The following is an 18,720-nucleotide window of genomic DNA, read 5'->3' as shown; positions in this document are numbered from 1 at the left end:
AGCCGAGCCCCCGCGGCTTACTGCGCCGCGCCGCTCAACGGATATTCCAGAAACGCCGTGATGTTCGCGCCGAACACGCGGAGCTGATTGACGACATCGGTCGGCAGGTAGGCATTGGCGCGGTCGGCATTGTTCGGATCGCGGCTCACCACCACGTACCGCGCGAACAGTTCCGCCTTTTCGCACACGCCGAGCCGCACAAGGTCGTTGTAGGCGTGAATCAGCGTGTTGCGGATATCGTCCGGCGTGGTGATCTCGGCGAGGTTGTATGGATTCTCGTCCGCGAGCGCCTGCCGGGAATGCCGGTTCGAAACCGCCGTGCGCAGATAGCGCACGACGAACATCAGTTGAAACATCGTCTCGACGTTGCGGAACGTCGCATCGGGAACGCCGGCCGCGGTCTGCTGATACGTGGTGTTGATCCGATCGATGATCACCACATTATCGGTGCGGACCTTGAGCGCCGAGCCGCCGTCGGAGTAGAGCGCCTGACGGTCGTCGATATCCCACCAGAGCGAGCGATCGTCGGGCGGCAGCGCGCCGGGCAGCGGCAGCGTTTGCAGCGGCCGCGACACCTCAGGCGCATCGCCGAGGTGCGCCGCCGCCTGCGCGGCCGCGCCGGCGCAGATTTCCCATTCCGGCGTCGGCGACCGCTGCCACAGCACGATAGACGAATGCTGATCGTTGCGCGCATTGGTGAGCGCGACACACGACGAAAGGTTTCCATAGAAGCAACTGAAATGATGGCCGTAGAGCTGCTTCGACGGCGACCAGCGGCCCGACACGTCGTCGAGGAAGTCGCGGAACGCGTCCAGCGACGGCGTATCGGTGTAGGGACTGGCAATGCAGTCGTACTCGTCATCGCCCAGGTTGGCGAGCGGAGCGATCAGATCGGGAACGCCCGAGCCGCCCGTGAGCGCGACAACGGTCGTGTTGTCGTCGGTGAGCGCATTCGGCTCGCCGCGCGCAATATCCACCTGTTGACCGTTGCTCACCGCGCCCTTGTGGCGCGCCGTGAAAATCACCTTGCTGGTATCGGTGCCGTCGACCGCAGCCGTCACCGCCAGATTCGCCGCGTTGATCGTCGCAGCGGCATTGGCCGCCACCTGCGCGGCCGTGTGTGCAGCGTTGACCTGAAACGCGTAGCGCCGCCCCATGATCCGCAGGATGGCGGCGCCGGTGACGCCAGGCGCGGTGAAGGTGAAGGAACCGGCCGCGAACGCGCCGACCGGATCAGCTAGCGGCATCGCCCAAAGCGGCTGAAACGGCGCCGTGAGCCGCGCGCGGCGGTACATCATGGCCAGCATCGAGCCAACGCCGAAATAAGCGTCGGCCTCGGCCGCGCTCGCGATCGGGCCGATCACCTTGCCGGCAGGCGCGCTGCCGTCCGCGGTTTTCTGCCCGAACAGGATCACCCGCGGAACATTCTCGAACGGCGATCCGCCGGAATTGATTTCCGCGTACCAGAACGGGACCAGAATGTTTCCGGGGATGTTGTTGAACGCAACGTCGTTTGCCATAGACACGAATCCTTGTTGCCGCGCGGGCGCGCGCCCGGCGGCTGTTGGTTGACCTGTTTTGGAACGAAGCGAAGCGGCGCCGCTTAGTCGCCCGGCTTGGTAATGACCGCCGGCTCAGCGGCAGGCTGCGCCTCGATCACGTCGCCGTCGCGCAGCCGACGAATCCAGAACGGCGAGCGCGGCTTGTGATCGCCGGCCGGATCGAGCGGCAGGCCCGACAACGGATCACGCACCAGCGCCGGCGCCCCGTCGATCGTCCGCGGCTTGATGAAAAAATTCTGCATAGGATGGATTCCCCTGTCAGGTTTGCAGGCCGTCGGCCGACGCGTCGATCGGCTGCTCGCCATCCGGCTGCACAGCCGGCTTGATGTTCATTGAAACACTGGAAAGCGGCTTACGAACCGGCATCACCGGCGCTGCGCGAGCAATCCCGAGCGTCAATTCCGCGTAGTATGTCGAGGTATCGCTCAATTCTTGCGCCACCTCTTTGAGCGGCGCGGGCAGGCGATCGAGATCGACGAGCGCCGACGCCGGCGCCGCGTCGATACAGGTTTCCCGCACCGCGATCCGCCCGACGATCGTCCGGCCGGCGATCTTAATCGCCTCTTCTCCGGATCGCTTGGCGTGAGATTGCCAGCTATCGAACGGCAGCTTTGCGAGGCGACGAAACAGCCGGCCGCTCGGCGCTTCGTGCAGGCAATGAAAAATCTGTTGCCGCATCACGTCGAGCCGCGCCTCGCTCGCGCTGTCGGTGTCGGCATAGTCGACGATCAGCCCCTCGCCCGGCGCACCCTGGAAACGCTGCACGACAGCCAATTCGAACACCAGATCGACGGCGGCCTTGTAGAACTGCGGCCCGTGCTGCGCGATCTTGGTCAAATCGTCATCTTCGGTATAGACCGCCAGCACCGGCCACGATCCAGACTCCGGCGCGAGGTGATCGAATGGATCGAGCCGCGAATCCGAAACCCGGTCGCCGGCAAGCGTCGGCCACGGGCCGCCGGCAGCGAGCAGCGACGACGGCCGCAGCGCCTCAAGCGCAGCGATCCGCAGGAAGGTTTGCGCGAGCATCGGCGTTTACACCTTGTTGAGCGAAATACGGGCGAAGCCTGGCGTTGATGGCAACAGCTCGAACACCCGATAGAGCGCCTGCGTCTTAACGCGAAACACGAGATCGCCCTGCCGCAACGCGAACGGCAACAGAGTCATGTTGATCGAAATCGACGGCCTGCTCGTCGAATGCCCCGGCCGTTCCGGCTGCACGCCGACTTGATGGAACGGCCCGGCGCCAGCGCGCGCAGCGGCGTCGACCCACGGGCATTTGACCGTCACGACGCCCCGCGCGGGATCTGCGATCAGCGGCGCGTTGCGATCGGTCTGGAATTTCTGCGGGCGAATTTCGAAAGCCTCGCCCATGATGGAGTCATGCGTCACCGCCGCCGCGGCGATTGCGCGATCGAACGGTGACGCCATTGCACGCCCCCGATTAGCCGACCACCGGGCCGATCTTGGCGGCGCCGACCGCATCACCCGACGCGGCCGCCGAGACGGCGACGCCGACGCGCAGATTGTTGGTGGCGGTCTTGGTCAGGTTCTTCGCGGTGTTGTCCCAGTACAGGTAATCGCCCTCGGCCCAGGCAGCGCCGGTCGCCTTTGGAACGTCGCTAAAAACACCCTTGGTCACGAGCGAAAAACTGTCGCCCGCGGCGGCGTTGGCAACCGGCACGCCGAAAATGCCAGCACCGATCTGCACCGGCGAGCCGCCGACCACGCCACCCGCGGGCGCGGTGAGCTGCAACGTGCCGCCCTTCGAATTGTAATTCTGCATCTGCGTAACCCTTCGCGATAGAGGAAATCAAAACGGCCGCCGCACCTTGCGACGGCCGCGAGTTGATCAGCGAGAAACGCCCGATTAGTTGCCGGCGTTCTTCAACATGCCGCGCCAATCGATTGCCTTGGCGGCGAAATCGAGCCGGCCCTTGATTTCGAGGCCGTCGACTTCGAAGCCGAGACGGCTTTCGGTATAGAGCCCTTCCTCGCCTTCAAGGTACGCATACTCGATCGTGTCGATCGTCGCCGGATCGGCGAACAGATACCAGGCGTTGCCGGTGAGGCGCGCCTCGGTGATCTGTTCCAGCGAACCCGCGAACGGGTTCACCTGCGCGTTCTGCTGCGGGTACAGCGTGGTCGCGAGGAACTGCTGCGCCTCGGTTTCCTTGTCGGGCGACACCACGATATAGGCCGGCTTGAGGTTCAGCGGCTCGGCTTCGGCCGCCTTGGCGGCGAGGCCCTTCTGCTTACGCATCATCGCGCGGCCCTCGTTGAGCGAGGCGATCGTGATCGCCGCCGCGGTGCCGAGGTTGCCGTGGTTGGCGTGGAACAGCGCCGTACCGTCACCCATCGCGCCATTGGCGGTGATGATCTGCCAGAACAGCGACGCCTCGGTTTCGGCCGCAGCGCGGCCGAGCAGCATCGGCAGGCGATCGAACGCGCCGAGGTCGTCATTGATCAGCGACTGCCGCGTGATCGTGACCATCCGGCCGTAGGTGGCGAGCGCATACTGCTCCTTGCTGTCGGCGAGCGCCGCGTACTGATACTCGCCGCCCTCGCGAATCTGCTTGAGGTTCGGCAGGTTCGACAGTTGCGTGACCGCACGCGCCTTGAAATCGGGCGCGTTGTTCTGGCGCGACAGCCGTTTCCAATTCTGCGGCGCCACCTCATAGGCCGAGCGCAGCCGCTTCGACACGACATTCGCCAGGATCGCCGGGAAATCGGAGGTCGCCAGCATCCCGCCCGAGCGCAGGCCCGTGTCGAGGCCGAGCAGGCGGCTTGCCAGCTCCATCTTGCCGAGGCCGCGCAGGCGCTGCCCGGTCGTCTGCTCGTGGAAGGTGCGGCCCATCTCCATCAGCGACATGCCGCGCCATTCGCGCGCCGCGTCGGCGAGCTTGACGCCGCCCGGATTGGCGCGGTGCAGAATCGCGTTTTCGAGCGCGTCGCGCACGGTGTCGCCGGCGTCGGTGATCACCTGCACCCGGCCGGAAATCGGAGCCGCAGCGCTGCGCTCGGCGAGCGTATCGAGCACGGCGGCGCGCACAGCGTCGACGGTGCTACCGCCGGCGATATGACGCTGCGCGAACTCGGCCGGCATCGCGTGGCGCGAGGCGATCAGCGTGATTTCGGCCGCACGGGTGCGCTCGGCGGCGATCACGTCGGCGCCAGCGGCAGCGGTCGGCGCCGACGCGGCGGCGCGCGCTTCCTCGGTGCGGATTTCCGCAGCCATGGCATCCGCCTGCCGAATCAACTCGGCGTGCTCGGCTTCGATCGTTCGCACCGCCTCGGGCGCCATGCCGTCGACCACTTCGCGCAGCTTGGCGGCCGCACGAGCGACCAGATCGGAATGATCGGCGCGCATCGCCACCAGCGCGGCGCTGGCGGTGTAGCCGATCAGGTCGTGACCGCCGCCGAACAGGTGCGCGGCCGAGATCGGCGCCGCCGAGGCATCGCCGGCGAACGCAATGGAGAAAATGACCACGGCAGCCGTCAGGAAAACGGCCGCCGACAGATACGACGAAAACTTGCTGTGCATAGTTTGCCCTTGGATTTACGGGGTTGAGAGATTCGAGGCTTCGCGCGTCACCCGCGGCACCGACTTGACGCTGGCGGCTTGATCAGCCCGCGGCGCGCTGCCGCATTCGCATCCGCGCAAGCGCGGCGGTTGCACCGGACCCGTCGCGCGCAATGCGCAACGGGAAGGTTTCGAGATCGCCGCTGCGCACTTGCGCGCCGGCATCGGCGGGAATGGTCACGAAAGACACCTCGTAGGGCGTCCAGCGCGTCGCGATGCGCTTTTCGATCTCGCCTTTTTTCTGTGGCTCGACGACGCGCACCTCGTCGATCGAATAACCGACCGACACGTTGCGAATGATGCCTTCCGACACCATCGCAAACATGCGATCGGCGCCCTCGTCGACGCCCTTGCTCGGGAAACGGATTTTCGCGCGGCCTTCGGTGCCGTCGATCCAGGCTTTTTCGATCACACCGACTTGCGACGACGTGCGCCAGGCCGAATGGCTGTCGAGCGCCGGCGCGCCGGCGTTCAGCCGATCGAGGTTGATCGCCGAGCGCGACACCTCAAGGACTTCATCGAACGGCACCGACGTATCCCAGCCGGTGTAACGCCGCCGGCGCACGCTGGCGCCGGTGGTGAAAACCACCTCGACGGTCCGCGCCTCGGCGTCGACACTCGACACCGGCAGCGCGCCGCGGGTTTGCATCGGCAGCGCCGACGGATCGCTGTTACTTGCCGGCGGCGGCACCCTTACCGCCGGACTTTCCGGCAGCGCCGGCGTTGCCCTTGTCGACATTGGTATTAACCTCGGTTTGTGCTTCGGAACCGGCGCCGCCCTTCGTCGAGGCGAGCGCCTTGCGCGGATCGGTATCGAGAACGATGCCGCGCGCGTCGATCTCGGTGAACCATTTTTCGATCTCGTCGAGCTGCTGATCGGGATCGATGCCCCACGACAGCACGAATTGCGCCCATGTCATGCGGCCGGATCGCACGGCGAGAATATCCGCCTGCATTTCCTTCATCGCGTCGATCGGCTCGTTTGCCGGCATGATCCAATCGACCGGATAGCCCTCGGCGCGATCCGGCAGAATGCCCGCGGCGATCGCCAGCTCGCACCAACGATCCCAAAGCGGCTCTAGGATCATCGCGACGATCGTGTGATGCTGGAATTGCTCGACGATCCGCCGGAAATCGATCTTGCCGGCTTTCAGCGACGAGAAATTAGCCCGCGTAAAGTCGCCGGTGAGCTGATCGTAAGTAATCCCGGCGCCGGCGGCGATCGCGAGCAGCGTGTTGCGCAGAACGCCGTCGAATTGCAGCGAGCCCGACGGCGCGACGGTCTGCAATTCCTCGCCCGGCTCCAAATACGCCACCATACCGGGCGAAAAATTCTCGATCCGCCGCGGGTGACCGTCGCCGTCGTCCTGTTGCTGCGCCTGCGCCAGCGTCCGAGCCGTCGAATTGGTCTTGATAAAGGCCGCGAGACACGCCTCGATCCGCGCCTTGACGACGATCGCCTCCTGCAGATCGGCGAAATCGCGCCCGGTGAGCATCACCGGCGCGAGCCACGGCACGCCGCGGCCCTGCCCGATCCGATCCTTGCGGTATGCGTGCAGCATGTCGGCCGCTGGCACCCGCACCGAGGCCGACGGCATCACCAGGCCACGCGCACCCGGATGGACCGGATAAATCCAATAGGCGCGGCGCTTGCCGTCGAGCGCGTACTCAATCCCCTGATCGACGACGACGCCCTCGGCGTTCATTGCAACTTGCGGCGGCCGCTGCACCATCATGATGCGGTCGCGCGATTGATCGAGGTGATCAGGCTCAAGCAACTGCAATTCGAGCGGCACGACGCCGCGCGGCTTATCGGCGGGCTTCACCGACACCATGCGGCCCAGCACCTCGCCGGACTCGACGATGCAATCGGCAGCCAGCCCGAGCAGGCCGTCGAAATTGAGTTGTCCCTCGTGGTCGCAATGCCGCGCCCACTTTTTCCACGCCTGCAACACCTTGCGATCGAGAGTTTTGTCGCCGGTGTTCGGCTTGGGAACGATGCCGGTGCCGACCGCGTGCGCGACGGTGACGCGCTGAATTCGCGCGCCCCACCAAGTATTGCGCACCAGATCCCGCGACCGCGCGCGCAGGCGCGGCAGCGCGGCCTTTACCTCGACGTTTGCCGACGCATTGGTGGCGCGCCAGCCGTCGGCTCGGCGTCCGCCCTTGGCGCCGTCGTAAATCCGCACATTGTCGAGCCCGACTCGCGCGGCGGCGCGGCGGAGGCCGGTTTGCGGCGCGAAATACGCGACGACGCGATCAATTGCATTCATGCTGGCACCGCCTGTTAGTCGCGACAATGCCGCACGAACGACACCCGCGGCGCCGCCGAGTTCGGCGACACCTCTTTGACCATGTCGTCGAGCTGCGCGAGCATGTCGGCGCGCGAGAAGTATTCGACCTTGCGGCGATCGGCGCCGGACCCGAACTCAACAATCCGCGCGCCGGTCGCAAGCGCGGCCTTGAGCGTGTCGATATCGTCTTGCGTGTACGCCATCCCTCACCCCTTGAATTGAAGCGGCCGCCGGTCGCCCCATACGGAAGCGATGCCGGCGGCCGCGGTCGGTGCGCAGCGCCCCAATTCGCGCGCATCCGATCGGCCGCGTCGCCCGCGGCCAAGCGCATCAGGATCGTCGGGAAACGCCCCGGCGGGTACGAAAGCCGCCTTCACTCACCCGATGCGAAGCGCGTTATTTAGGGCAGCTTCGCCGCCTTGAACTGCGCGAGCACCCGATCGAGCCAAGTGCGCACCATGCCGCGCATCACCGCCGAGGCGTTGTCCTTGGCGAACACGCCGAACGGCTGATTTGCCTTGTCGACCGCCTCGGCGGCGGCGGCGGAGAGCATCGGGATATCGAGCGCGCCAGGCGGGAAGGCGAATTTCGTCGCGCTGCGGCGGTTGCCGACGATCACATGGCGCGCGCCGGCGCCGAGCCGCGCCGCAACCGGCGCGATCTCGTCGATCGATGCCTGATTAGCATCGAGCACGTGCAGCACGAGGATCGTGTACTTGTCCGGATCGAGGAAACCGATATCGGCGAGCAGTTGCAGCGTCGGCGACAGCAACCCGGCGCGAATGTCGATCACCGTCACATTCGCCGGGTTAAGCGTGTCAAAGACGCGCATTTGCCCGTCGGAATCGGCGAGGTCGACGATCTCGGCGCGGTCCGGATAGAACCGCTTGAGCACGCCGCCCGTCACCTCGTTTTCGGTGTCGAAAATCCGGCACGCCATGCCGGCGGCGTCGAGGTGATCGACGAGTGCGCGGGCGATCGTGGTTTTGCCGACGCCGCCCTTGTCGGCGCCGACGATGATAATAACCGGCTTGGTCACGTGCAAAATCCTCGATCGTGTTAGCGTTTCAGCCATCCGCCGGTATCTCGGCCGAGCCATCCCGAGCCGCGCGCTGGCGGCGGCGTGCTGCGCGGCCGCGCCGGCGCGGCAACAGGCGGCGGATCGGCCGGCGGCGCCGCGTCACTGGCGTTTGTGTGCGGTGACGCGTCAGCCGCCGGCCCGCTCGCCGGCGCGCTGCTCGCGGCGGCCGACGCGATACCCGCGGCAACCTGCAAGGCCAGCGTGCGCGGCGCGAACAAATCACCCTGCGACATGCCGGGCGCCCGCTCGCGGGCAAGCAACTTCCATTCGTCCTCAGTCATGCTCGACAGGCCGAGGTGATCGGCGAGCGCCATGTTGTAAACGCGGCAATCGAGGAAGTGATTTTCCTGATTGCCGCGCGGGCGCCAGTATTTCGACGATCGGCCGCGCGTGATCTGCTCGGCGAGGTATTCGGCCGTGATCTGCTTGAAATAGATTTCGTCAAGCCACGTACCGAAATGGCAGTAGCCCGGCGGATCAGTTTCGTGACCGGCCTTTTTTCCCTCGCGCCGCAAATCCTCGTACCAGTGACCCTTGAGCGGCCAGGTGCCGACCGGCCAGATTTTGCCCGAGCCGACCTTGCGTCCGTCGAGGTCGATACTAACCAGCGACGGCGTACCGAGCGCCGGCTTATTCCAGCCGTCGCGGCCGTCGGCCGCATAAGCGTTGTGGCGGGTGCTACACCAGTGATAGACGACATGCGAGCGAAAGCCCGAGTCGACGATCATGCCGTCGAGCCGGCGCTTGCCGCCGAACGCGTCCGGCCATTCCCGGCTGTACACCTCGGCGAGTTTCAGGAACGCGCCGGCGTTGGCGTCGGTCGTGTCACCTTCCAGCACCAGCGTTTCGACAACCCACGACTCGCGGTTCGGCGCCCAGGCGACCACCTCGCAATAAATGCCGTTCATCTGCACATCGCAGCCGGCGGTGAGCATCAACCCGCGCGGCGGGATGCGGCCGCGCGGATAATCTTCGCGCCGCTCCATTAGCCGCACGTGATCCGGCGCGTCGCCCTTCATCTCATAGGCTTCGCCGAGCGTGAGGTTATAGAACGCCTTGAGCTTAGCGGGATCTGACTGAGCGGCGATCCATCGCTCGGCGATCTTGTCCCATGGCACAAACGGCGACGACAGCGCGTCGAAATGATAGCTCGGGAATTTTCCCGACCCCGGCGCGGTCGCGATCCATCCATTTCTCAGCCCGCGGCTTTCGAGAAACGGCGATGGCGTTGCACACTTGCTCCCGGCGCGCACCAACGCCTTTTTTTGATGCGACTCGATCACTACACCGCAGCACGGCGCAACGTAGTGCGCCTGATACGGAAACGAATCGTTGAACCTAAATTGCGGCCCGAACCGAAACGCGAACGGCTCACCGCAGCCAGGACAATCGATATGCCAGAGCCGTTGATCGCCGGCCTTAAACTCTTGGTCGATGTAGCAGGCGCCAACGATCGTCGGCGTCGAGATATTCGTTTCTTTCCAGTCCGCGGTATCGAGAAACGACTCGTATCGCGCCTCGATCATCGTGTGCGGCGAGCCCTGCCCGTCGAGATCGGCCGGATATTCGCTCGCCTCGTCTTTGATAATCTTGCGCTTTGTTTTCGAGCGCAGATCGGCCGTCGAATTGGCGATCGCCAGCGCCATCGAGCCGCCGGGATACCGCTTAAGATACGTCGTCGATCCCTCGCCTGAACGCGAGACTTGCGGCTTGACCTTGGCTTTCAGCGCGGCCGTTTGCTCGATCGCAGGATTGAGCTTGTCAGCGATAAAATCAGCAAGCGCGCCTTCGGTCGGCTGTACCAGCAAGATGCCGCCCGACGGGTCGGTGTCGATCGTCGATCCGGCGATCGCGATCGCCATTACCGTAAAGCCGGTTTGCGCACTCTTGCGTACGGCCTGCTTATTGACCGGCGAGTCCGGCCCGGTGTTATCAAGCGGCTCGACCACGTACGGCGTTAGTGTCGGGTCCCATTTCTCATTTGCCCGCGGACCGTCTGGCACGATCAGGTTGTTAGCCGCCCATTGCGACGGCGTGATCTTGTCCGGCGGCACGAACAGCGTTTGCATCGCGCGCGCGATCTCGGCGACAGCCGAATTTCTGAATTGCAGCATGATCAGCGCGCCCGATTTACACGGGCGCGTCGTGATCCTCGCCCGGCTCGATTGTCAGCGGCGCGGCGCTACCTGCCAGGATACCCATTGCCTCAGCGATCGCCGCGCGAATTTCCCGCGCGATCTCTTTGAGTGCAGCGCGGGCGCCGGCGGGGCCGTCTTTCCCGACGGCCCCGGCGACCGTCTCGGCGTGCGACGGCAGCCTGTCGATCACCCGCACGATCGCCTCGGCGGCGCGGTTGGCGCCGTCAGCCACGTCGGCCAGCGGCACTAGGCGGCCGAGCCGTTCCTCAAGATCGAGGTACTTAAGATCGGCGGTGTATTGCGCCGCGCGGGCTTGGTGATCGCGCAGCACCGGCGAGGCGTCGCCAGGCGCAGCCGCATCGGCCTCGCTGCGGGTTTGCGCCGCCGCTTCCTTCACGGCGTCGCCGGTGTCGCCCACCGCCCGATCGTACTGCGCCAGGTTGACGAGCTTGGTGCCGTCGGCGCCGGCCTTGGTTTCGAGCTGCCCGGCCTCGACGAGCCCAGCAACTCGCTTTGCTACCGCCTGCCGGGACTTGCCTTTCTGCCGGGCGATTTCTGAGATCGACAACCACAGCCCGGCGTCGAGATCGAGGCGCGGCTCGTCCATCGTGTCAACCTGTCAACCATGTCAACCCAAGATTTCAGTTTTGCCGCTGGCGACATTCGGCGCGGCATAGACCCCGTGAGGGGCGGGTGCCGGGGAAGGACCCGCCGCCCCCGCGCCGCCGGGCCGCACCGCGCGGTCACCGATCACCAGACCGACCACGGCAGCGACAACCAACACCGCACAGATCACGCCGACACCGCCGCCCGCTACAGCGGCGAGCAGTGCCGCCAGCGTGCCCACGCCTTGAACCACACCGAACACCGAGCAGCGCACCGCAACCGACAGCGCCACCTCGCCCAAAGGCCGAGCCATCCGATCACCCCGCGACGTGGCCGCCGAGAATGGCGGCTATCTCGTGTCTGAGCTTTGCCGGCAACACCGCATTGACCGTCCCCAGGAACGCGCCGCGGGTTTCGCCTTTGATCATTTCGGTCGGAATGTAGAGCCCCGATCGCTGCCGCGCGATCGGTAGCCGCGACTTGCCGACGCGGGCGAACACCTGACCATTGAGGCCGAGCGCAACCCGGTTCGGAAACCGTCCGCCCTTGATGAATGCGCCACCGAACACGCGACGGCGATTCCACGGAGCCGCCGACACGCCTCGGCGCGTCTCACGCGCACCAAAGTATTTCAGCGACACGTTGCCGCCGCGCGTCTTGAGCGTGTACGTCATCGCGCCGGGCTTAGCCTTGACGGCCTTAACGATCACCTTGCGCTTGAGCCCGGTCTGCGCAACCAGCGCACGCACCACGCGGGTTTTAGCCATGTCGCCGGTTCGGCGGATCGCGCGACCGATCGCCGCCGGCGCCTTACGGCCGGCGGTTTCAAACAATTGCGCCAGCTCGGCGACTTGCGTCGCATCAACTTCAAGCCGGGCAAGCGCCATTAGCGGCGAACCGGCGGCCGCAGCCGGGCGAGCTGCGCGGCAGCGGCTTGGCGCAGCGCGCCCGAGCGCGCATCCTGCGCCAGCGTGCGGGCGACGAATTGCCCAGCCGCCGACGCGCTGCGCAGATCACCGCGCACGATCGCGCCGGCGGCGCGGCCAATCGCTTGTCGCCGTTCATTACAGCGGCATCCCATCGCATCACCTCGCAGCATGGTTTGGATCGTCACGCGGGCGAGCCCGGCGTTTGCGTTAAGCGGTCTGACTTGGCAGCCTGCCGCCGTGCGCGTGACGAAACTCGAATTACTTTTTACGCGCCGCGCGCTGCGGCAGCGGCCGCACCTCACCGTAAGACGAACACACCGCGTCGGCGGCGATCGCCGACGGCTCGCGCTCGGTCACGTCAAGGATCAGGTGATTACCGATCGCGATCTCGGCGATGGCGCGCACGCCGGCCAGGCGCACGATCAGATTGCCGTCGCGATCGAGGCCAACAGCGACCGCGCGCACGTCGACGTAATCGCCCGGCTTGATTGCCCGCGCCATCATCACACCACCACCTGAAATTGGTTGCCCGGCCGTATCGCCACCGGGCTTGATCGCCGCAACTCAGCGTGCGGTGACTCGCGGAGTTTTACGCCCGTGCGATAGGGCGGCCGTCAGGCGTTCGATTTGCGATCAAATGCGGTCGCCCGGATCACAGAGGCCGACTACAGCGGTAAGGCAAAATGCTTACTTGTGCGGCTTGTGCCGAGATCGATGCAAGTGTTTCGCGTTGCGTCATCAGTAGGATGCAACATGCTCGACGTGGTCGAGCTGGGGTTGCTATGTCACCGCGCCGATGATCGAGGCGCGTTCAACAAACACGAGCGAATTTACGTCAGGCGTTCTACAGCTTGCGCATTTGGTTCGAGCCCTCGATCGTTGTCTGTTCTGTTTCTGAAAACCGAAAGCCCGGCGATCTCTCACCGGGCTTTGTGGTATCGTACATCAGCCGGATCGGTTTACGAGCGGCTTTCGTTCCGGTCAACGCACCCGGCCATTTTTGTGCAGTTAGGCCCGGTTGACGGGCATTTCTGCGGCAACGCCTTGGCGCAACGGATAGCGCACCGCCGAGGCGCGTGGCGATTCGAGCGGCGGCCGCGACGGCGGGCGCGCCGGCGTGAGTGGCAGGCCGACCGGCGCAGAGTGCGCAGGACCAACCACGATCACGCGGCGACGGTGCTCCCCGGTGATCCACGGCATCGCCGCCGCCGCCGGCGGCAACGGATCGCAGCCTGTTAGTTGATCCGCCAGATCGGCGGCAAGCCGCACGAGTGCGCTATGCCACGCGACGTATTCGGCGCGCGCCTCACCGATCTTTAGCGGCGACGGATCACCCCACTCGATCGGCGAGCGCGGCGACATGGCAAGGTCGTACAATTCGCGCTGCGCTTTGCGGCCGCGGTTCGGGATCAGCTCTGCGCGATTACCATCCGCATCGATCCCGTACACCAGTGCGCGCGGCCGCCCCGGCGTCGGCATGAAAATCTGGTACGCGCGCGGCTGATCGAATTGCCAGCGCGGGCGCCTGCCCATCGCCGCGCAAGCCGTGACGATCGCCTGCGCGTTGAACTGCGATCGCAACAGCGGCGAGATACACGCCTCGGCGATCGGCGCGAGATCACCGAACAGCGCGCGCGCGTCGTGCTCGCTTTCGATCGTCGCATCGGTCGGCAGATCGGCGATCGCCGCCGCGATCAGTTCGGCGTCGGCGTGCGGGGCGCCCGGCACATAACCGAGCGGATCGCTTTCGCGCTGGTGATCGAGGCTGCGCGCGATCATGCCGGGCCGCGCAGCCTTGTGGCGGCGGATCGCAGCGCCGATCTCGGCCGACACCCCCCGACCTTTCGGCAGCTCTTCGCGCAGCGCCCATTGCAGCAGTCGCTCGATTTCGATTTTCGGTTTCACGGCCTTGTCCTTTTGGGGTTGGAACTTATCGGCTGTAGGGATGTAGGGTTTCTGTACAGTTAGTTAGAAACCCTACAGGATAAATTCTGTATAGTTTTCAATAGGCTGCATAGTCTTGCTGTAGGGATGTAGGGTTTAGAAGGGTACGTACATATGAGTCAGTGATCCGGCTTTCGCCCCCGCACCCCGGAGTAGCAGAGGCCGGACACCCGCCTAAACCGTGCATCCCTACAGCCAACCCGACAGCGCCTTGCGATCGCTACGGAATTTCGGGATGCACGGTTTTGCGCAACCGTACAGCGACCGTGCATCCCGACATGGTTTTCAGATGGCTGCACGGTTGCCGGCGAGGCTCGCAACCTCAAATCGGCACCACGTCGTCGGCCGGGTGCGGCGGCTCGTCGGGCCGGCGGCGCGGTGCGGCCGGGACGTTTTTCAGCCGAACGTGCATGTAGCGCTTGCCGGTTTCCTTGCGCTCTTTGAGGAACCCCTTTTGCGACATCACCCGGCCGAACATCGTTTCTTTCCAAGGCCGCACCGCGTTCGCGTTCGCCCACGCGGCAAAAGCGTCGTACATCTCGCGCGCGCTCACACTCGACGCCGCCGTGCCGTCGGCGTTCGCCGGCACACCCTCGACGCAATCGCCGATGAATGTGCCGACAGGGTCCATTTCGTCGCGGTATTCGGCCGTCGCCTCCATCACCTCGGCCGGCGTGCGCAGGCCGTCGTTCAAGTAATCGAGCGCCCCGGCAATCAGCCAATTTAGGATTCCGGATCGCTCCGGCATGATCTCGGCCATCACCTCATCCATCGGTCGCCGCTCGTGATCGGCGATCGTCACCGGCCACGGAACAAACTTGATCCGCCGCCAAATGCCATGATCGACGCCCGAAACCTCGGGCTTGTGGTTGCCGCTCAGAACGAGCTTGAAGGCCGGGCGAAACTCGAAAAACTCTTTGTTGAGCGACCGCACGAGCATCGGCTCGCCGCCGGTGAGCGACTTGATCAGTGCCTCTTTGAACTGCACCCCGCGCTCTGGTTCGGACGCACGCACCAGGCGCGCGCCCGGCAGCCGCGCCAGATCGGGCGACGGTCCCGAGCCCGAGCGTTGCTGATCGCCGGCGAGCGACTCGAAATTGATCGTTGCGCAATATGGTCCCATGATCCGCGCGACGATCTCGACGAACGTCGATTTCCAGTTTGCGCCGGTGCCATAGCTGAAAACGAAACACTGCTCGCCGGTGAGTCCGGTGAGCGCGTAGCCGTGATAACGCTGCACAAAGTCGCGCACCGTGGCGATCGGCAGAAATCGCCTAACAGCCGCCTCGAAATTCGGTGCCCGCGCGGTCGGATCGTAGTCGACCGGCGCAACCTTGGTGATGTTGTCGGCGCGCCGGTGCGGCGTCAGCTCGACGCGCCACCGCTTGGTCACCTTGTCGGAATGATCCGACGCGTCGGGATCTGGCACCTCGTCGGCGACAAACCGCAGCGTGCCGTTGAGCACGTTGAACGCGAGCGGATCGCCGTCGAGATCGTCGACCGTCACCGTGCGGTACGGCTGCGCCTGATCGAGCATCCCGCGGATTTTGCCCGAGTTTCCACTCGACACCGCATATTTCCGCCGGGCGATCTGGCGCCCCTTGACGGCCGCCTGCGCTTCCTCGCCGGCGAGGATCATACGTTTGAGCATCACCGCCGCCGAGCGCTGCGCGATCCGCGCTCGCGGATCGGCCTCGGCCTCGATCGCGGCGATCTGATCGCGCGCTTGGCTGGCCGTATCGATCGCACGCCGCTCGTTCGGCGTCGGCTCGATCACGTCGGACTCGAGCACGATGCGCTCGGCGGTTTTGTGCGCGAGCTTAACCGCCACCTCGGCGCCGCCTTCGCGCTCCCAATGCTGCCCGACCCAGGCGTGCCAACCCACGTCGCGCACATGCAACAGATCGCCGCCGAAATGGTGCAACAACCGCCGGCCGTTGCCGAGATCGTTCTGCGGCTCGCGCGCGCAGGCGACCAGCACCGCCCGCGATACGTCGTCGGCGTCGTCGGGCCGCGCGTCGTCGGCAGGCTCGATTTCCCCCTCATCCTCGCCTTGCCCGTAGGGGTGCCCCGTCTCGGCGGGGTGCGGGGTTTCGTCGAGGTGCGACGGATCAAAGCCGCTATCGGATTCGAGCATTCGCGCAATACGCTCGTGCGGCGGCAGATCACCGCGTCGCCGCGAATCCGTTCAACGAGCAGCATCATGTTTTGGTAGATCGCGACGAGACGCCAACGATCGGCGGCGATCCGGTGGCAGAAATCTCGATCAACATCGGTCGCCGCGCGATCGGCCTCGTTCAGCGCGTAGTTGCGCCACAGCGCATATCGGTTCGCCTGCGATTCCAGCTCAATCAGCATGGCGCCGAACGTGATCGACGCTTCGGCGTCATCATGGGGTACCCCGTCGTCACGGGGTGCGGGGTTGTCGCTCACGGCCGCACCTCGATCGCCGGCAGCATCCGGTCGCGCTTGACGCATTGTGTCACCTGCGCAGCGGTCACCGCCGCGCCGAGTTTGGCCACGCTGGCAACGCGCGACGCGCCGCCGATCGAGTATCCGATCGCCACGCCGGCGAGGATCAGGCCGAACGCCATTGCGATGAATTGCGGCCGCGTCATCATGATCGCCTCGCCGACATCAGCCGCGCCGCCGCGCACCATTCCCTGATTTTGTGATCGAGCGCCGAGCGCGCCTTGACGGCGCTGGCCGCGGGCCGAGGCGTGCGCGGCACGTCGGGCAGGTACACCGCCCAAAAATAGCCGGCCGTCGGATCGTGCGTGACCGCGCCAACCACCACCACACCGAGCCGCGCCTCGATCGAGGCGCCGGTTTCGCGGTACTCGATCGAGATCACCGGCGCGCCGGCCAGCGCGCCAGGCGCAGCCCGGCCCGAGCGGCGAGCGTCGCCCGGCTTGCTGGCGTAGTCCGCATTCGGCGCGCGCCGCTTGTGCTGCACCGTGAAAGCCGGGCGATCAGTCATCGCCACAACCCAAGCTCAGCCGCCGCGATTTGAAACTCGATAAACGCCCTGTCCGGCGACCAATACTCGAGCCGCACGCCGAGCGGATCAGCACCGAACGCTGCATGATCAGCGGTCGCACCCCACGGCATCACCGCGGGCGCCATGTTTTGCAACTGCTCAGCGCCACCGATCTCATTGTCGAGCTGCTTAATCGAGGGATCGAGCGGCCAATCAAAATCGAACTTCGCAGCAACAACCCGCATCACGCGGCTTTCAATTGCCTTGTAGTTCGAGAACTCACCCTTGATCGGCCGCGGAATGTCGCGCAGGCCGAGTCCTTCGCTGGCATCATGCAGAAGCACCGCGCGCCGCTGCCGCGCCGACCAGCAACGATCAGTCGCAACGCGGTACATCAAAACACTGTGCTCGGCGACGCTGTAGAAGCGCAGGCATTGCCCGCCGAACCGGCATTCACGCGCCAATCCGGCCGTAATATCCAAGACGCTGATTTCTTCGGCGCGAGGATCGAGCGGCCAGAAGGCGCCGCCGGTAAACGTCTGAATCCAGTCGCCTACGCGCGGCGCCGGCGGCAACTGTGACGGATCGAGACAGTCGCACGCCCCGGCCGATGACGCGCAATAACTACACATCATTGCATCCCCCTGTTGATAATTTCGAAAAACGCAAACACGCGCGTCGCCCGTGCGATGATCGGATCGAGCGTGATCACCAGCACCACAGCGAACAGCGCGAACGCCGCCAGCTCGACGCGATCCGGCATCACACGCCGCCCTTGAGGCACTTCCTGCATCCGAAGACGCCGTGCTCATCACACATGCCGTCGTCGAGAAGCCCGACCAGACGATCGCCGAGCACCCGCGCCGAGTCCGGCGTCGGCGCTGAACGCACGTGCTCGATCGCCTTGTCGGGATCTGCGGTGCGCCAGTCCGGCCAGGTGCGCGCCTCGTTGCGCGACTGCTTGAGCGCGATCGCGCCGGCGATTTCCTCCGGCTTGAAACCAGCGCGCCAAGCGCCGTCGAGCGCGAGCAGGATCACGTCGACCCATTCAGTGATATCGCCCGGCGCCTTTTCCACCTCGATCAACTCACGGCGGATATGGTCGATCACGCCAGCGGTGCGCGGTCCCGGCCCGAACGTGCGAAACGAAAACTGCCGTTGCCGCTCAAGGTGAGCGACGAGATCGAACGCCGCCAGCGCCCCCGTCGCCACCGCCGGTTCGCCCGGCCAAGGCCGTTGTTCCTGCATCCGCGGCAACGCGCGCTCGGCGCGCGTGACCGCCGAGCGCGAGCCGAGATCGACGCCGACGTGCAACGGCGCATCCGACGTCGCGCAGAGCGCGGCGAACGTCGCCAGATCGAGCGCGCGGGCGGTGTGGCAGCCCCCGGTGCAAACGTAGCGGGTGCGCGCGCCGTCGCGCTCATCCTTCCAGCACTCGGCGCAGTGCGCGCCAGGCCGCGCGGCGTTCGGGCAAGGCGCGGCGAGCGCGTCGGCCGTGCCCTGCGCGTCGGTCGCACCGCAGAGCGTGCACACCTCGTCATACAGCGAGGAATCGGAAAGCCGCGTCTTGTGTGTCGGATGCGTCATCATCTTCCCTTAGTTA

General features: G+C 65.6%; 23 protein-coding genes. All 23 read right to left on the bottom strand.

Annotation, left to right across the window (positions count from 1 at the left end; genetic code table 11):
• Positions 1-17 precede the first annotated feature (17 nt).
• The 23 genes from DY467_RS07635 to DY467_RS26480 all read right to left on the bottom strand — a co-directional run bounded on the left by DY467_RS07635 (position 18) and on the right by DY467_RS26480 (position 18,704).
• Positions 18-1,520: a phage tail sheath subtilisin-like domain-containing protein gene (locus tag DY467_RS07635; protein WP_205502155.1), complete on the bottom strand. Its 1,503-nt coding sequence runs from the start codon at positions 1,518-1,520 to the stop codon at positions 18-20.
• Positions 1,521-1,603: 83 nt separating this feature from the next.
• Entirely contained in the window at positions 1,604-1,804 is a 201-nt protein-coding gene (locus tag DY467_RS07630) for a DUF2635 domain-containing protein (protein ID WP_164635030.1), read from the bottom strand.
• A 16-nt stretch (positions 1,805-1,820) separates the two neighbouring features.
• Positions 1,821-2,591, bottom strand: coding sequence for a hypothetical protein (locus tag DY467_RS07625; RefSeq protein ID WP_164635028.1), 771 nt, complete (start codon positions 2,589-2,591; stop codon positions 1,821-1,823).
• Positions 2,592-2,597: 6 nt separating this feature from the next.
• Positions 2,598-2,993 carry a hypothetical protein gene (locus DY467_RS07620; protein WP_164635026.1) on the bottom strand — a complete coding sequence of 132 codons (396 nt, stop codon included), beginning with the start codon at positions 2,991-2,993 and terminating at the stop codon, positions 2,598-2,600.
• Between the two features lie 13 nt (positions 2,994-3,006).
• Complete coding sequence (locus tag DY467_RS07615) at positions 3,007-3,348, bottom strand: DUF2190 family protein (protein WP_164635024.1); 342 nt, start codon at positions 3,346-3,348, stop codon at positions 3,007-3,009.
• An 84-nt stretch (positions 3,349-3,432) separates the two neighbouring features.
• Positions 3,433-5,106: a prohead protease/major capsid protein fusion protein gene (locus DY467_RS07610; RefSeq protein ID WP_164635022.1), complete on the bottom strand. Its 1,674-nt coding sequence runs from the start codon at positions 5,104-5,106 to the stop codon at positions 3,433-3,435.
• Positions 5,107-5,188: 82 nt separating this feature from the next.
• The gene (locus DY467_RS07605; protein ID WP_164635020.1) at positions 5,189-5,794 is read right to left on the bottom strand and encodes an HK97 family phage prohead protease; all 606 of its coding nucleotides are present in this window, start codon (positions 5,792-5,794) and stop codon (positions 5,189-5,191) included.
• A 22-nt stretch (positions 5,795-5,816) separates the two neighbouring features.
• Positions 5,817-7,418, bottom strand: a complete 1,602-nt coding sequence (locus DY467_RS07600) for a phage portal protein (RefSeq protein WP_164635018.1) — start codon at positions 7,416-7,418, stop codon at positions 5,817-5,819.
• A 14-nt stretch (positions 7,419-7,432) separates the two neighbouring features.
• A complete protein-coding gene (locus tag DY467_RS07595) occupies positions 7,433-7,642 on the bottom strand; it encodes a phage head-tail joining protein (protein ID WP_164635016.1) in 210 nt (69 codons plus the stop codon).
• Positions 7,643-7,839: 197 nt separating this feature from the next.
• Positions 7,840-8,478, bottom strand: a complete 639-nt coding sequence (locus DY467_RS07590) for a P-loop NTPase family protein (protein WP_164635014.1) — start codon at positions 8,476-8,478, stop codon at positions 7,840-7,842.
• A gap of 20 nt (positions 8,479-8,498) precedes the next feature.
• The gene (locus tag DY467_RS07585) at positions 8,499-10,574 is read right to left on the bottom strand and encodes a phage terminase large subunit family protein (RefSeq protein WP_349627619.1); all 2,076 of its coding nucleotides are present in this window, start codon (positions 10,572-10,574) and stop codon (positions 8,499-8,501) included.
• 76 nt (positions 10,575-10,650) lie between these two features.
• Positions 10,651-11,265 carry a hypothetical protein gene (locus DY467_RS07580; RefSeq protein ID WP_164635009.1) on the bottom strand — a complete coding sequence of 205 codons (615 nt, stop codon included), beginning with the start codon at positions 11,263-11,265 and terminating at the stop codon, positions 10,651-10,653.
• 21 nt (positions 11,266-11,286) lie between these two features.
• Positions 11,287-11,577, bottom strand: coding sequence for a hypothetical protein (locus tag DY467_RS07575; protein WP_164635007.1), 291 nt, complete (start codon positions 11,575-11,577; stop codon positions 11,287-11,289).
• 4 nt (positions 11,578-11,581) lie between these two features.
• Positions 11,582-12,151, bottom strand: coding sequence for a hypothetical protein (locus tag DY467_RS07570; protein ID WP_164635005.1), 570 nt, complete (start codon positions 12,149-12,151; stop codon positions 11,582-11,584).
• Positions 12,151-12,363: a hypothetical protein gene (locus tag DY467_RS07565; RefSeq protein WP_164635003.1), complete on the bottom strand. Its 213-nt coding sequence runs from the start codon at positions 12,361-12,363 to the stop codon at positions 12,151-12,153. The genes DY467_RS07570 and DY467_RS07565 overlap by 1 nt, the downstream gene beginning before the upstream one ends.
• An 88-nt stretch (positions 12,364-12,451) precedes the next feature.
• Positions 12,452-12,700, bottom strand: a complete 249-nt coding sequence (locus DY467_RS07560; RefSeq protein ID WP_164635001.1) for a hypothetical protein — start codon at positions 12,698-12,700, stop codon at positions 12,452-12,454.
• A gap of 501 nt (positions 12,701-13,201) precedes the next feature.
• Entirely contained in the window at positions 13,202-14,098 is an 897-nt protein-coding gene (locus DY467_RS07555) for a hypothetical protein (protein WP_164634999.1), read from the bottom strand.
• 361 nt (positions 14,099-14,459) lie between these two features.
• Positions 14,460-16,274: a phage/plasmid primase, P4 family gene (locus tag DY467_RS26845; RefSeq protein ID WP_164634997.1), complete on the bottom strand. Its 1,815-nt coding sequence runs from the start codon at positions 16,272-16,274 to the stop codon at positions 14,460-14,462.
• Between the two features lie 292 nt (positions 16,275-16,566).
• The gene (locus tag DY467_RS07545; protein ID WP_164634995.1) at positions 16,567-16,755 is read right to left on the bottom strand and encodes a hypothetical protein; all 189 of its coding nucleotides are present in this window, start codon (positions 16,753-16,755) and stop codon (positions 16,567-16,569) included.
• Positions 16,755-17,117: a hypothetical protein gene (locus tag DY467_RS07540; protein ID WP_164634993.1), complete on the bottom strand. Its 363-nt coding sequence runs from the start codon at positions 17,115-17,117 to the stop codon at positions 16,755-16,757. Before DY467_RS07540 ends, DY467_RS07545 begins: the two co-directional genes overlap by 1 nt.
• Positions 17,114-17,692 (bottom strand): phosphohydrolase, encoded by a 579-nt coding sequence (locus DY467_RS07535; protein ID WP_164634991.1) that lies wholly within the window; start codon positions 17,690-17,692, stop codon positions 17,114-17,116. Before DY467_RS07535 ends, DY467_RS07540 begins: the two co-directional genes overlap by 4 nt.
• 56 nt (positions 17,693-17,748) lie before the next feature.
• Positions 17,749-17,880 (bottom strand): hypothetical protein, encoded by a 132-nt coding sequence (locus DY467_RS26700; protein ID WP_283811782.1) that lies wholly within the window; start codon positions 17,878-17,880, stop codon positions 17,749-17,751.
• Positions 17,880-18,704, bottom strand: coding sequence for a dATP/dGTP pyrophosphohydrolase domain-containing protein (locus tag DY467_RS26480; RefSeq protein WP_246701483.1), 825 nt, complete (start codon positions 18,702-18,704; stop codon positions 17,880-17,882). Before DY467_RS26480 ends, DY467_RS26700 begins: the two co-directional genes overlap by 1 nt.
• Between the last annotated feature and the right edge of the window lie 16 nt (positions 18,705-18,720).

The sequence above is a fragment of the Rhodopseudomonas sp. BR0G17 genome (assembly GCF_010907025.1).
In the GTDB taxonomy this organism is placed as follows: domain Bacteria; phylum Pseudomonadota; class Alphaproteobacteria; order Rhizobiales; family Xanthobacteraceae; genus Rhodopseudomonas; species Rhodopseudomonas palustris_H.
This window is presented reverse-complemented; position numbering and strand designations above follow the sequence as displayed.